General features: G+C 31.5%; 11 protein-coding genes. 4 read left to right on the top strand and 7 right to left on the bottom strand.

The genetic code is table 11. The features are described from left to right. Window positions 1–500: 500 nt before the first annotated feature. The 7 genes from MHH95_RS00755 to MHH95_RS00725 form a co-directional block, all read right to left on the bottom strand. Window positions 501–1,319: a hypothetical protein gene (locus MHH95_RS00755; protein ID WP_340726066.1), complete on the bottom strand. Its 819-nt coding sequence runs from the start codon at window positions 1,317–1,319 to the stop codon at window positions 501–503. Beyond that, window positions 1,304–2,260, bottom strand: coding sequence for a hypothetical protein (locus MHH95_RS00750; RefSeq protein ID WP_340726065.1), 957 nt, complete (start codon window positions 2,258–2,260; stop codon window positions 1,304–1,306). The genes MHH95_RS00755 and MHH95_RS00750 overlap by 16 nt, the downstream gene beginning before the upstream one ends. A gap of 1 nt (window position 2,261) precedes the next feature. Beyond that, window positions 2,262–2,468, bottom strand: a complete 207-nt coding sequence (locus MHH95_RS00745) for a hypothetical protein (RefSeq protein WP_340726064.1) — start codon at window positions 2,466–2,468, stop codon at window positions 2,262–2,264. Between the two features lie 13 nt (window positions 2,469–2,481). Beyond that, window positions 2,482–5,013, bottom strand: a complete 2,532-nt coding sequence (locus tag MHH95_RS00740) for a hypothetical protein (protein WP_340726063.1) — start codon at window positions 5,011–5,013, stop codon at window positions 2,482–2,484. Window positions 5,014–5,365: 352 nt separating this feature from the next. Further along, the gene (locus tag MHH95_RS00735) at window positions 5,366–7,201 is read right to left on the bottom strand and encodes a nuclease-related domain-containing DEAD/DEAH box helicase (RefSeq protein WP_340726062.1); all 1,836 of its coding nucleotides are present in this window, start codon (window positions 7,199–7,201) and stop codon (window positions 5,366–5,368) included. 166 nt (window positions 7,202–7,367) lie between these two features. Next, a complete protein-coding gene (locus MHH95_RS00730; protein ID WP_340726061.1) occupies window positions 7,368–7,646 on the bottom strand; it encodes a helix-turn-helix domain-containing protein in 279 nt (92 codons plus the stop codon). 82 nt (window positions 7,647–7,728) lie between these two features. Beyond that, on the bottom strand, window positions 7,729–8,118 hold the full coding sequence (locus MHH95_RS00725; protein ID WP_340726060.1) for a hypothetical protein: 390 nt from the start codon (window positions 8,116–8,118) through the stop codon (window positions 7,729–7,731). Window positions 8,119–8,741: 623 nt separating this feature from the next. On the opposite strand from MHH95_RS00725, the gene MHH95_RS00720 reads away from it, so the two are divergent. From MHH95_RS00720 to MHH95_RS00705, 4 genes are all read left to right on the top strand, one after another. Further along, window positions 8,742–10,130 (top strand): reverse transcriptase domain-containing protein, encoded by a 1,389-nt coding sequence (locus tag MHH95_RS00720; protein WP_340726059.1) that lies wholly within the window; start codon window positions 8,742–8,744, stop codon window positions 10,128–10,130. Window positions 10,131–10,149: 19 nt separating this feature from the next. After that, window positions 10,150–10,989, top strand: a complete 840-nt coding sequence (locus MHH95_RS00715) for a GIY-YIG nuclease family protein (RefSeq protein WP_340726058.1) — start codon at window positions 10,150–10,152, stop codon at window positions 10,987–10,989. A gap of 518 nt (window positions 10,990–11,507) precedes the next feature. Further along, window positions 11,508–12,086 carry a restriction endonuclease subunit S gene (locus MHH95_RS00710; protein ID WP_340726057.1) on the top strand — a complete coding sequence of 193 codons (579 nt, stop codon included), beginning with the start codon at window positions 11,508–11,510 and terminating at the stop codon, window positions 12,084–12,086. A gap of 4 nt (window positions 12,087–12,090) precedes the next feature. Continuing rightward, window positions 12,091–15,147, top strand: coding sequence for a type I restriction endonuclease subunit R (locus MHH95_RS00705; protein WP_340726056.1), 3,057 nt, complete (start codon window positions 12,091–12,093; stop codon window positions 15,145–15,147). The last annotated feature ends 41 nt before the right edge of the window (window positions 15,148–15,188 follow it).

The following is a 15,188-nucleotide window of genomic DNA, read 5'->3' as shown; positions in this document are numbered from 1 at the left end:
CCGGATAGATACTTAATGCATCTTGAGCCTGTATCTTTTTCAAATCCTGTTTCACTTTCTTCCAAAAGAAAAGCCGCAGCGAGTGACGATTCGAGGTATATCTTCGCTCTTTGGAATACTTAAATTCACAACGAATTTATATGATGTATTACCATTTTCTAATGTTTCTTTCTTTATTCTAAAGGATTCTTTAATAGATGTCTAAAAAGCGGGAAATTAATATTCTGGTTATTGAGGGGGGACTATAAAAAAGGGAGCATTGAAATCCCATAAAATAGATAATTTTATAGTTAAACGTCCAAAGAAATGTAAAATATTTAAGATTATTTTAGCTTCGTGTTCTTTTTTTCTGCCATCTTTAACTAATTATAATCGCGATGTTATTTTGGAGCGCGTTTTTATTTAGGTGTGACTGATCTAGCTTCTTAGTTTTTAGGGTCTTTTTATTTTAATTCAAAAACATCCAACATATAATTTTTGGTATGTTGGATGTTGTTTTGTTATTTTTTGTTCTCTAGATTATTTTCATCGAGTATGACATTTATATTCTCTAATATAAATTCTATTTCTTTAAGAGTATTTTTATTTTTAATTAAGTTTTCATTTAATAAATATTGGGTTTCAATAAGATTATTAAAGTCTGAATGAAGCTGAGAATTATCCTTTTTAAGCTGCTCTAGAATTTCTGTTTGTGTATCAGGTTTAGATGGTGCAAGAGCTTTATCGAACATATAATGAATACCTATAAATGAAATTGCTATTAAGGAAATCATTATGCTTTTATAAGACAGGTAAATATGATTATTACGCATTATATTATAATTAACATTTTTTTCAGTTTCATATGCGAAAATTTCTTTTTTTATTTTTTTCTTTTTATATAAATCTGAAGGAAACAACTTATAATATCTATTTAAATTTCCAAGTACATCAAAGGCCATTTTTCCTGCTAAAAGTAGGTTTACAAGTGCAATTAATACTAAGAAAAGAGATAATACTCTGAAATTTTGTATTTTAAATAATAAATCTATAAAGCTAACAATTAGTGTAACAATTATACTTATTGAAAATAGACTTGTTTTAGCTTTATCTTCGAGAGATTTTTTATTTTCTAGAGTTTCAGAATGAAAAACTTCCATTTCACTCCAAGTTAATTTTTTATAGTCTGTCATATAAGATAAAGGGCTAGTTTTATTTTCTATATCATTGATTTTTTTAGTCATTATTTTTTTATAATTATAGTTTTCAATATAAGGACATATAAAATATACTATATTAATTAAAAATACAGATAAATTAGATATTACTTTGGTGAACATAGTGCATCGCATATCCTTTCAGCAATTGGGAGTTCAGCATTTTCAACTAACCAGGCCCATTCACCAGTAGGGTTTATTTCTAAAAAATAAAAATCATTATCATATTCTATAAGATCGATTGCACCAAAATTTAGAGAAAGTGATTTAGTTAGTGTTACACACTTTTGTTTAATATTATTAGGCAAATCAAATTTTATATATTCAATATTGTCTTTTTCTCTCCGCCAATCGCCATTTATTCCTTGACCATTTTTTAATATTCTAACAGCGAATAATTCTTCTTCGATGATTGTTACTCGGATGTCTATTTTATAAGAATTGTTACCTATGTAATCTTGTATTACTACTGGTGATAATTCTAAGCTGGAATTTTTAATTTCTTCAGCGGTAACTAAATTAGAATATATAAAAGCTTCTTTATCGTCGATTCTTAATACGGCGGTATCAAGAGACTTTGCTATAAAAAGTTGATTATCATTAATGTCTATATTACTTGTATTTGTAATATAAGTATTTGGTGTTAGAAAACCTAACCTATTTGCATATTTTAATTGTAAAAGTTTGTTTTCAGATTTGAATGTTGAAATAGGATTATTCATCCATTTTGCATTTTCAAATATTGTTAAGTTACGAATAAAGGCAGTCCATTGAGTTCTATATAATTGTTCTTCAATTGGAATGTTAGGCTTATATATATCCCTTAAATAAATTGGCGCTCTATAGTATATAGATTTTAAATTATTATCTGAAATTATATAATCAATATCATTAACAGTGATTAATAACTGTAATTTTTTTAAATCAAAAATTATATCGTAATCAGAAAATTCATCACGATTTATTCTTAAGTAATTCGCCTGTTTTTTTTCAAGTTCCAAGCAGATGTAATCAGTTCCAAAGTCCAATTTATTAGAAATAATAAGTATATCTACAATGTTCATATTATTCTCCTTTTTGATCTTCGCCCGTTTCACGGTCACACTTTTTACTTCTAGGCTTTTGAACTGAAGAATCTAATATTAGTGGTTGTAAAGACTTTTTATTAATCCAGTAACCTTTAATAGTATTAAAATTATATTCTTCAAGATTAATTTTTTCTTCTTTAATAGGATAAACATAAGCTTTTTCTAATAATAAATGCGTGTTCAATAATAACCCTCCATTATTTTGAGTAATCATATATTTGTTCATGCAAGTCGTTTATATGAATAAGGTCTTGATCTTTTTCAATTTCTAATAAATCAGGTGAACCTAGAGTAGAAAAGAAACGACTATGATATAGAATTGTTTCATTTGAAACTAGATATTCATATTCTTTAAGTAAAATAGGGCAGCTGCTAAAGATGATTTTAAAAATATCTTTGTCTAATAAATATGAATCTTGTAGAGAAAGCTTTTTTTCAAAACTGATTTTAAAATATTCTTTTAACGCATTATCTAAGATTGTTTTACTCTTTGAACTAAGATGGATTTGTTGATCTTCGATTCTATTTTTAAGGGAAATCATAGATTCTACTAAATATAAAGATCGATGACTCATTTGAATCAAATCGCCAAAATCTCTAAACTCAATTTCTGTTTTAAATGAAAAAACTAGATGTTTCATAAGATTGATAATAAATAAGCTAGTGTAACTAGCTTCAATATAGAAATAAGAACCAATTACCGCAGTTGAGCCTGAGGCTAAAAACATATTTGCAATATTTAAATGGGAAGATTTTATAAAATTACTTTCACATGAACCTAAAATCACAAATGGAATTTTCCAAGTCAAGTTTTGAGTTAGTTCATGTGCAAAAATTTTCTCTTGGCCAATAATAAGAATTCCAAAATCTGTATCGTTATATTCACCGTGACCATAATGGATTAATATTCCTGGTCTTATAGTATTTATTGTAGCAATATAATCAGATTTAGTGTTCACTTTTTTATAAATAAATTCTATATTAGATAAATTAAAAAGGGACTTTAATTGTTCATTTAAGATTAAAACATAAGGTTTTAAAGAATCGTCATTTGCAATAGCGTCTATTAGTAGTACTTTTGTTGATTGAGATTTTAATATAGTTCTTCCATCAGAAATAATATTATAGTGATTTATTATATTATTTCCTGGAGTTATAGGGATTCTATTAATTTTTTTCGACAAATTTATTGGATATCCATTCAATTTAATCCACTCAATTGGCAAGTCAGTAATAAATGTAATAGAATGTGTATGTTTAAACAGTAAATCGATAAGTTCTTGAGGGACAGAATTTTTAAATTGATTATTAAATGTATCAAAAAGACTATTTAATTCAGCTAGATTTTCAAAATATGAAGTTACCTCATATGTTTTCATCATCGAATGAATATGTTTAAACGAAATAGGTCGTAGTCTAATGTAGGGATTTCTTTGAGCCAGTGTGAAAAAAACATACATTTTTGAGAGGAAATCAATCTCTTTACCTCTTTCATTAACTAAAATAGGGAACTGCTCTTTAATTGCTTCAATAGAACAAATTAAATTTTGGATTTCTGAAGTTGTTTTCGGTTGTATAGAATTTAGGTGAGATGATAAAGATTCGAATTTGTGGTTTAGCAGTTTTTTTTCCCAAGCTACACCAAAGTAATAATTTTCTGAATCAACCAAGTAATCTATAATCTCTTTGTATATAGATTTTTCTAAGAATCCATATTTTTCAGTGTAATTTTTACTGATTAAGCCATAACTATCACTAATTTTTTCTACAGAAATATTATTAATAGATGGTATACATAATGTTAAATTAGTTTTGAAATTCAATACATGAAATTTTTTTAAAACTTTATTTACTAAAATTTCATACAAAAAAGAAGTTGGAGTCGTAAATAATTTAAGTAGTTCTTCTTTAGTAATATCGAATTGTTGTAGTTCAAATTCATCTTCAAAATCAAACGATTCTTCTTCAATATAACCTAATTCCAATAGGATATATTTTTCTGCAATAATCCTTTTGAAATATTTTATTATAAGAATATCTGCTTCCTTCTCACGAACATCTAGGTTTTGGCTATCTGTTGGCTTTTTGTTCCTTTGGGTCAAGTTTTTTCTTTGGAATCCATAAAGTCCACGTATTCTATCTATGGTAGAAGTTAATGGATTAAGATATTTTAAATCAATTTCCTTCAAAGAATTAAAGATTGTGGTGTTTCCTTTGCTATTAAATGGTGAATTAATATTATTGTTAGTTAAATTATTTAAAACGTTAATATAGTGCTGTATTATTTTTAATGCAACCTTCGGAGTGTTTTCACGAGTTAATGTAATGATTGACGGATGATAGGAATCTACTAAACTTACTATAGGCATTTTACTATGATCAATTAATTTAGTAATAGCAATAGAATTAAGCGAGAGTTCCTTTAGAATGAAGATACAGCCGAATGAATTATTTTTTATAGCTGATAAAAATAGTTCATCAACGTTTGACTCCTGTATAAATCTTATATAATAAAATTCTTTAACGTACTTATTGGAAGAAGTAATCCATGAACTATTCACCTCTTTAATATCATAAGGTAAATGAGAAATTAGTTCGAAAAAAGGCGTGCTTTGTAACAGTCGGTCATCAATTCTATTAAAATAGGAGTCCGTAAAATTAAATGTTGAATTTTCCCTGTTGGTAATAATTATATAATAATGAAATTTAGTTGAATTAGTTTGTTCCATGATTACCTCCTGTGAAATCCAATAAGTGTAAATGAAGAGGGAAAACGTCTTCCAATTAAAAATGCGAGGCAGGGTAGCATATCAAGGTTTTGTATCCTCTCAAGTAGCTGTAACTTTTTATATTCAAAGCTTTATAATGTTAAATAGCGACTGAGTTTCGGTAGGCTTATTTGTAAGCAGAAGGCATCATTTAATGGATGGTCAGCATCGATTAATGGGCCTTAAAGAATATATTAACGAATCAAATAGTATGTTAAATGTTCCTTTTCTTGCCTTTCACTATTTAGATGTTTAAGAGTTACCTTAAATATAAGAGTAGCTTCTTAGTAAAAAATTACGAAGCTACTCTATTTTAAAAATAGGATGATAAAAAATTCAGTTCCTCACAGTTATTAATACATGTAAAGCTTCTTGAATCTGAAAATGATTTTACACGAGTAAGTGCGATGAAAAGAGCCTTTTTCATTTCCTCGATTTTTTGCTGCTCATTGCCGAGTCCTTCTAGTAGAAGAATAATGTGTGAGCTTTCCCAACCTTTAAAGCTGTGGTAACTACAAATTTTAAGTTTATTTTTGCCTGGCTGGAAGCGCCATTTTTCATTGCGACGTCTATTGTGGTCACGTGTACCTACCATATCATATACATGGGAAATAGATGTATGTTGTTTGAAGGCATTTACAATTTCAATACCTGTGTCTTCTCTCATTGTAATAATAGTGATGTCTTCAATAGTGCTAATCTTCAAATTTAAAATTTCCTGTACTTTGTGTTGGCATAAGTCTGCACGATTTATGAAAGGTTGTGCATCAATCCATTCTATTTGAGTGAATAAATCGGGTTGGGTAGATTTTGCAACTATATTAGTCGTATTACCAAATACATTCGAAAGTCGTTGTACTTGATGAACGATACTTTCAGGAAGTCGATGTGAGATGTTAAGAGAACCAGCACGACCACTAAAACCTATGCCGGTATTTTGGTTAGGATCTGTTATCCAAACACCTCGATCCTCATAAATGCTTTGTTCTTTGTCGTACATAATGAGTAATTCCCCATTATTTGTATGGAAATTTTTTAAGAACATAATCCAAGGGCCGTTAAAATCTTGGCCTTCATCGATAAAGATACAATCATACTTTAAATAGTATGGGTGGTGTTCCGCTAATTTTTTACTGATCATATCAATACATGTATCTGTATAGTCCTCGATGTTATCGTAGACATTTTGAACAGAGCAACTCGTTTCGTTCATAACCGTTTTTAAAAATCCATGAAAGTGTGAAATGGTTAAATGACTTTTTAAAAGATGACGGTTTTCTAACCCGAATTGTTGGCTGCATAAGTCACGGATGTAATGGCGTAGCGTAATGTTAAACGTGATAATTAAGACATTTAATCCTTGTTTAATTGCTTCGCTTGCTTTTTCGGCAATGATTAAAGTTTTGCCAGATCCAGCAACGCCACTCCATCTGCGCGGGCGACCAATTTTAATGGATACGAGCGCTTGTTGTTCAGATGTAAGCTTGATAGGTGTTCTACGTTCACGAACATAATCGCTTTGACGTAAAAGGGAATGTAGCTCATCCACTAATTGCTGTAAATATTGACCGTTCCCTTTCGCGAAATTTGACTGCGGATAAAATAAATAAGGTGGATATAATTCATCATTCCGTTCATTAAAGTGATAAAAATCTTCAACCACATTTCGATCCCAAATATAACAATTATTAGGGGTTGGATAATTACAAAATGCAAGCCCCTCTGAACGGGATGCTTTATGGAAATATACAATAGTTGATATCATACCAAAAGAATTTTTATGATAATGCTCATTTGCTGATAAAAAGTTCGTTAGTTCATATTTTAAAATCATCTCTTTATAGGCATTCACTTGTGTGACAGGATTACTAAAGTGATATTTGTTATTCGTTCCTAAAACCTTTGCTGGCGCAAGGTAAGTAGGCGGTTTAAGATGCCAATCCTTTACTTCTATTATGATAACGCCTTTTTCACGATGAGTTAAAATGAAGTCTGGATGCATTGAGTTAATAAATGGTTGTACAAATAAAGTCCAACCGTTAAAGCGTTCGATTTTACTTAGCATATTAATTAAATATTTTTCACCTTCAGTTAATGGTTCACGTGGATTGGGATTTTCGATAATTGTTAAGTGCTGAAGTGTCTGCATAGTGTAATCCTCCATTTATGAAAAATAAAAACCCTGGTAAATTAAAGCAAAGAATTTATCAGGGTCTATGTATGGTGTGATGGTTGCTAAGTATTTGGCCAAAACCCCTCAGTTTGAGCACATAACATTCTCATTCTTATTTAGTTTTCAAAAGCTTTGTGTATTTCTATTTTTTAGCTACAATCTTTAGTTCTAAATCTAATCCGTTGAGTATTTTTAGTAGTGTTTCAATATTGTAATTGTGATCACCGCTCGTTACTCTCACTATTTGAGGATGTTTTAGACCAACTTTGTCGGCTAATTTTCGAATAGAAATATTTTGAGCTTTACATGCCTCTTCAATTGCTTTACTAATGTCAACTTTTGGTTTGCTCACTGACGAAATTTCATCAGGAAGAGTTATGTAATCAGAAATTTCGACTGTTTTAATTTTTTTAAAATCCATCGTTATGCCTCCTTATATATCCACATATGAGTTAGATAGACTGTAAAATGTGTGTTAGCTGCTTTCTGAAGCAAGAAGAAAGTTATAATAACTCTTCCCGCTTCGCAACTTTAAGTGCTTTGTTTTTATCTACCTCTTTAATAGTAGCAGATTGCTTTAGAAAGCTGTGTAATACAATAATTTTTACACAGCCTTCATCGTCTTTTACAGGAATGACAATAAATCTCCATTCTTTTTTCGCTAAGCTCTTAACTTTTACTTCATAAAGTTGCTTATGGTTTCCAGTTAATTTCTCGATGCGATTACGAAAATGCTCGTAGGATAAACCGTGTGTATTTAATGTACCTAGTACAGTAATTACCTTAGATAAATCCTTTGCATTTAGAGAGTTAAAGCTTCTTAAAACATCTTCGTTGAAAATTAAGTTACTTACATCAATTCCTTCAATATCATTTAAGCGCACTAGTGTCATTTTACATTCCCCCACATTTTATGAATTATATAGTTCACTGAGGAAAATTGACCTAGTCTATTGTACCTTATATTTTTTACCAAATAAAGTATAATTTGATGGTAACTTATATGTTACCACTTTGTCAATGGAAATACTGTTAATTTAAAAATGGGTAGTAATGGAGAAAGTTAATACAATTTCATTTGGTGATAACTAGAATCTATAATGGTTTATGGAACTTAAAATTAATGGGATGAGTCTTTTTAACCGAAAATCTTTTAGTTGGCTGCGGTAATTTTATGTTCACGATTCAAGAACTAATTAGATCTATAGTCTTGTATAATTTACAAATTTTATAATTTAATATATAATAATATTATCTCCAAAATTGGTTGTGAGAGAGATTAGTTTCTTTGTTTAGCAAATTTATGAACGTTCCTAAATTCGCTAAACCACCAGATGTCGAGGATCAACGCTACTAAAGCTTGGCCTTCCACATTGAATAAACTAATCACGGTTAGAATTGCCTCCTTATGGTAATGATACCAAATGTTAAGAGTGCTCTTATAGAGTGCAAGCGGTCAAAGGCTCTTCACCTCACAGGGTGAACCCGTCAAATTAGGCTAGGAGGTTGATCTATTATGAATAGAAGTAATGGACCGCGAGAATTACATGGCCTTCCTAGCTCTTCTGAAGTTAATTGGTCGAAGTATAAGATGAAGAGATATCTTCATTTTGATAAGCGTATAAATTTAATAAAGGATGAGCATATGAAAGCGAATCTCCAAGATCCAACTTGGGTAGCTTCATATGCTTTTTTGCCGTCTATTCATTTCAAGATTGTTTTTAAAAAATATATAACCTTAATAAATGAAAAGGGCGAAAAATATAAGAAGCCAGATAAGAAGCCACGTGAGATTTATTATGCTGCTCATAAGGATAGTTACATTTATAAGTATTATGGGGATTTATTGAACAATGCGTATAACGAATATGCTGATAAAAATGGCATTGATGATATAGCGATAGCTTATAGGAAAAATAAGCGCGGTAAAAATAATATTGATTTTTCTTATGAAGTTTTTGATTTTCTTTTGAAGCAAAATCAAGCAATAGTTATAGCTTTAGATTTTAAAAGTTTCTTCGATAAAATTGATCATAGGTTGCTAAAGCAAAAAATGAAGCGTGTGTTAGATCTGGAAGAGTTGCCGGAAGATTGGTACAAAATTTATAAAAATATCACTCGTTACTCTTATGTAGAGAAAGAGGATATTGAAGAATTTTTACTTGATAAGTACGGTAAAAAGAAACTGAAAAAAATCCGCTCTCGGTTGCCTCAAATTATGGAACCAGCTGAACTTAGACAATTTAAGCAAGGTAAAATTAAAGTGAATGATAAATTATATGGTATACCTCAAGGATCTGGAATGAGTGCAGTTTGTTCAAACGTACACTTAATTGATTTTGATAAAGAGGTACTTGAATGGACAAAGGGTAAACATCCAGATGCTTTATATAGAAGATATTGTGATGATCTTATTATTGTCATTCCAACAGCTAATGCTACGGTAGAGCTACTAGAGGAATTAAAGAATGAATTAATACAACGGATTGATCGGTATAAAGCAGAGGGCCTAATTATTCAGGAAAAGAAGACAGAATTACGCTTATATAAAGAGGAAACATTTTTTAATGAAAATATGGAGATTAGCGCATTAGATTACTTAGGGTTTGTCCTACATGAAAATGTAATTAAATTACGAGAAAAAAGTTTATTTAAATACTATTCTCGTACATATAAAAAGGTGAAGACAAGTAATCGAATAGCTTATGCTACAAAACGTCCTGGTCCTAAAAGGAAACTTTATGATTTATATACGCACTTAGGTCATAAATATATGGGCTATGGAAATTTTTATGCCTATTCAAAAAAGGCACATAACTTGATGGGTAAGCTTCCTTGTAAATCTAATATAAAAAAGCAGACTAAGCAGCATTGGAGGAAGATACATAAGAGACTAAATCAATAATGTAAAAGGAGAAAAGAAAATGACTTTTGGCAAAACAATAAAAATGTTCTTAATCGATGGAGATCCAAGCGGTAGACTAACTTGTGAACTGTCTAACTGGACAGGCTTAGCATATAGAATCCCTAGAACTGAAGTGAAAAAATGTGGTGATCGCCCTAACCTAAATTCTACTGGCGTCTATATGTTATTTGGTAGAAATGATGATGATAAAGAAGCAGTATATATTGGGGAAGCAGAAGAAGTATATACTCGCCTACAGAGTCATTTGCGTGAAAAGGATTTTTGGAATGAAGTCATTGTGTTTATTAGTAAAGATGAGAACTTTAATAAAGCTCACATAAAGTATATTGAAAATAAATTATATGAAAAAGCTAAAGCTACAAATCGTTATGACGTATTGAACGGCAACATCCCACCAATGCCTTCTATATCGGAAGCAGATTGCGCAGAAATGGATGAATTCATTAGTAACCTGCTCATGATGGTAAATACGTTAGGGCATAAGTTATTTGAAGAGATTAAAGATAATTTGGATTCAACTAATAGTGAAGCATGGTATATAAATGCAGCTCGTGGTGCAAAAGCAAAAGGCGTTCAAACTCAAGAAGGATTTGTTGTGTTAAAAGAATCGAGAATTGCCATTAGCATTGTCGATTCTTTTTCAGAGCGTTTAATAGCAAAAAGAGATGATTTAATTCATTCTGGAAAAATTCAATTTATAAACGATGAATATATAGTAATGGAAGACTTATTATTCTCTAGTCCATCATTAGCAGCTGCAATTGTAATGGGGAGAAGTGCGAATGGTTTGGCTGAGTGGAAGGATACTTACGGTAAGAGCTTAAAAGATTTTACTTAGTAATTGCTAAAGCGATAATTACATTTATTCATTATTGGGCACTTAAAAAATTTTTTGTGATAGAGGATTTAACTGAAGATCCTTTTATTTCACGTGATGAATTGTGACAGTACATAACTATCAGTGATCAAGTGAAATTTTTTAATACAGTTATTGTAAATTCAATTTTTTACTTTGGCTGGTGCCTATATAAGCTATTAGGGTTGTATATAACCAGAATAGCTTCTTTTTATTGTTACTAATAGGAATTCTTAGCATTTTAGTGTTACTTTCCAAATAACTTCTCGCTAACCAATATAAATACATTTGAATTAGTGGCTTCGGATTCTTTACTTATTTAGAGTTAGCTTCTTAGAAGATATCCAATCTTCAATAAACCTAAAGAGGAGTATTGAAACAAACTTGCGTTGAAATATAATAATATTTCAAAATATCGTTTGACATAAAAAGAAAGTAGTGTTTTAATCGTAATATAAATATATTACATAAAATCATCTTTAAATTAGGCGGTGAATTATTTGGAGAAAAGAAAAATTAATGAGTTTATAACATTTGTTCCTGGTATTAATCCAACAAGAGCACAAAAGCATTTTGAAACACAAGATATTAATTATTATGATCAAGCATCATTTGAAGCTGATTATAATCATAGGGACGTTATGAAATCAGATGTTATAAAATCTTCAGTTCAAAATATTTTCTCATTACAGGAAGGTGATGTTGTAATTAGTAACTCCTTACAACTTGCCACTATTGTGCGTAAGAATAACGTTGGTAAAGTGTTATCTCTTAACTTTACAAAATTAGAGTTTCATAACGAACAACTCGATGAAGCATATTTTCTTTATTTATTTAATGCTTTTAAAGAAGTCAGGAAACAAAAAGAAATGCAATTGCAGGGAACTGGCCCTATTCTTAGAATTCCACTTCGTGCCCTCGGTGAAATTATGATTCCTGTTGTACCAATCGAAGAACAGAAGAAAATAGGAGCTATACACTTAGAAACTCTAAAACTACAAAATAAGTTAAACAAATACGCAAACTTGATTGAGCACTTTACGAGCTCAATCTTAGAAGAAAACTTAAGGGGGAAATAATCAATTGAAAAGTAAATCTGAATTAGAATTTGAAAATGAAGTCGTTGATTATTTGACTAAAATAGGTGGAGTAAAACAATGGGAGTACAAAAAAGAGATAAGAACAACTGAACAACTCTGGGATAACTTTAAAATAATCCTAGAACAAAACAATAGTGCTCGTTTAGAGGCACCACTGTCTGTCACTGAATTTAATCAGGTAAAAAAAATTATTTCTAGTATTGAATCACCTTATCAGGCTGGTCAATTTTTATATGGTGTGAATGGTGTTTCTGAAATTGAAGTGGATCTTGATAATGGCAAACACGTATTTTTGACAGTATTTGACCAAGCTCAAGTTGGTGGGGGAAATACAGTTTACCAAGTAGTAAATCAAATCAAACGCCTAAAAGTAGTTGATGGTAAGCAAAATCGTCGATTTGATGTGACGTTACTGATTAATGGTCTACCGATTATTCAAATCGAATTAAAAAAAGCACTTCACAGTACTACTGAATCATTGAATCAGATGGAACAGTATATTGCTGAAAAACAGTTCAGTGATATCTTTTCAACATTACAAATTTTAATTGCAATGACGCCATATGATATTCGCTATATGGCTAATACACCACTGAAAAGTTTTAACCGAGCTTTCGCATTCAATTGGCAAAATGAAGATGATGCCCGTCCTGTTCGCTCATGGAAAGTGTTTGCAGACAAGGTGTTATCAATTCCAATGGCTCATGATTTGGCAACACGCTATATGATACTTGATGGTACTAAAAACAAAGAAAATATCAAAGTAATGCGTCCTTATCAAGTCTATGCCACAAAGCGTGTGCTTGATAAAGTTAGAAAATTTGACTTCAAATATGATGATGGGAAGTTAGGATATATTTGGCACACTACAGGCTCAGGTAAGACAATCACAAGTTTTAAGACTGCTTGGCTTGCAAGTCGTCTATCTAATGTAGATAAAGTTATCTTCTTGGTTGATCGTATTGCGCTTACAAACCAAACAGCTGATGCTTATAAAGCCTATGATCCAGTTGCGGGATTTGAAGGGAAAACTGGTGTGGTGAGTGACACAGCAAATATTTCAGACCTCCATCGCAAATTAACTAAGAAGAGCGATAAGAACATCATCGTGACAAGTATTCAAAAGATGTCGCGTTATGTAGCGCGAGATAGCTTCAAGCCACTTAATGAAAGTATTCTTTTTATCGTTGATGAAGCCCACCGTTCAACTGGTGGTGGTACTGAAAATGAAGGTATGCTTGAAACAATCCGAAAAGCCATTCCCAATTCTGCTTGGGTTGGTTATACTGGTACACCAAAATTCCCCGAAACACGAGAAATCTTTGGTGATATTCTACATGCTTACACCATTAAAGAAGCGATTGCGGATAAAAACGTCTTAGGGTTTAACGTAGAATTCAAGGAAACTATTGAGGCTCCCGAAGATCCAACAGAAGATGATATCGACGATAATGTTCGTGGTAGTGTTTACGACTATAGCCCAGAACATGTGAACTTGGTAGTTAAAGACATCTTCGATAATTGGAAGAAACGTTCAAATGACCACAAATATAATGCCTTGTTTACAGTCCACGTTGGCGGTAACAAAGCAAGTACACCAAGAGCGATGGAATACTTCGATAAGTTCGTTGAAGAAAATGCGAATCGTCCAGCGGATAAACGATTAAAAGTTGCAGTGAGTTTCTCTGCAGATACATCCAATAGTATTCATCAACTAAAAACGAACGAGAACTTGCATAGAGCTATCAAAGTCTATAACGCAATGTTTGACACAGCTTTTGATATGACGACAGTAAAAGCCTACACAGAAGACTTAGCCCGCCGTTTGAACAAGACAGTTGATGATGGTAACTATTTAGATTTGGTTATCGTGGTTGATCAACTTTTGACCGGTTTTGATGCTCCTGAAATGAATACGCTCTATATTGACCGAACGCTTAAAGGGGGGAACTTGATTCAGGCTTACTCCCGTACAAACCGAATGCATAATTTAATCGATAAACCGTGGGGAAATGTCGTGAATTATCGCTGGCCAGAGCAAAATGAATATGAAATGAATAAAGCTTTTGCTATTTACTCAAATCGTGCATCTGCTGACGAACAGCTTACGCTTGAAGAGTTGAAAAAAGCTAACGAAGAGTCCGGAATAATTTCTAAACCGTTTAGCAAGGTTCAAGCTGAGATGCAAGGAGTCATCAAGAAGCTTTCAACACTCACAGATGATTTTGTGCAATTACCACCAAGTGAAAAAGCACAAGATGAAGTCTTTGAGAATTTGAAAGAGTATAATCGCTTACTTAGTCAGTTGAAACAATATACCGAAGATGATGACAAAAATCCTATTTCTGCCTATGATAACCCTGAAGAGTTCTATGAACGATTAGGTATTACTGAAGAGCAGGAAGTCATTTTAACAACTGTAATCGCAGGTGAGTTGAAGGAACGACGTGCTAAGCGAGAAGATATTGATATTTCGCAAGTTAATCTCTCTATGGTTCATATTCACGATGTTACCATCAACTATGATTATTTGATTGAATTAATTGCTCGAATGGCTGATGAAGTTTACGTGAACGATATGTCGAAAGCTGAAAACACCCTTGATGAAATCCAACTTGAAATTGCCAAGTCTGACAATGAAAAAGAAAAATCTAAGATGCGCAACTTTGTATCTAAGATTTTCTCAAAAGAATTTGAATTTGATAATTATCCAGCACCTCGAAGTGTTGAAAAAATGAATCAAGCGATGGACAAAGCGCAAAAAAATACGAATATCCAACTTGTAACGAACTTCATTCGCACTTGGGGACTTGACAACAGTGCAAAACCTAAGGAACTTGAAAACTTGATAAAGAAACACCGATTAGGCCAAGAGGATATGGATAAACAAGGTGAGTTAACAGCAATCATGAATGACGCAAGAGCGGATTATAAAGAAATTGCAGCTGAAAAGATAGCAGAATTAACCTGGGTACGATATCGCATTGAATTCCGTAAAGCATTTTACGAAATGGCTGACGAAATTAAGAAGGTAGAATAATTAAGCGATAAAATTATGCAGACTTGAAATAGAACGGAAAT

Origin of the sequence: Solibacillus sp. FSL K6-4121, from assembly GCF_038002585.1 — a bacterium.
Classification (GTDB): Bacteria; Bacillota; Bacilli; order Bacillales_A; family Planococcaceae; genus Solibacillus; species Solibacillus faecavium.
Note: the sequence above shows the minus strand (reverse complement) of the source record. Positions and strands in the feature narration are given on the sequence as shown.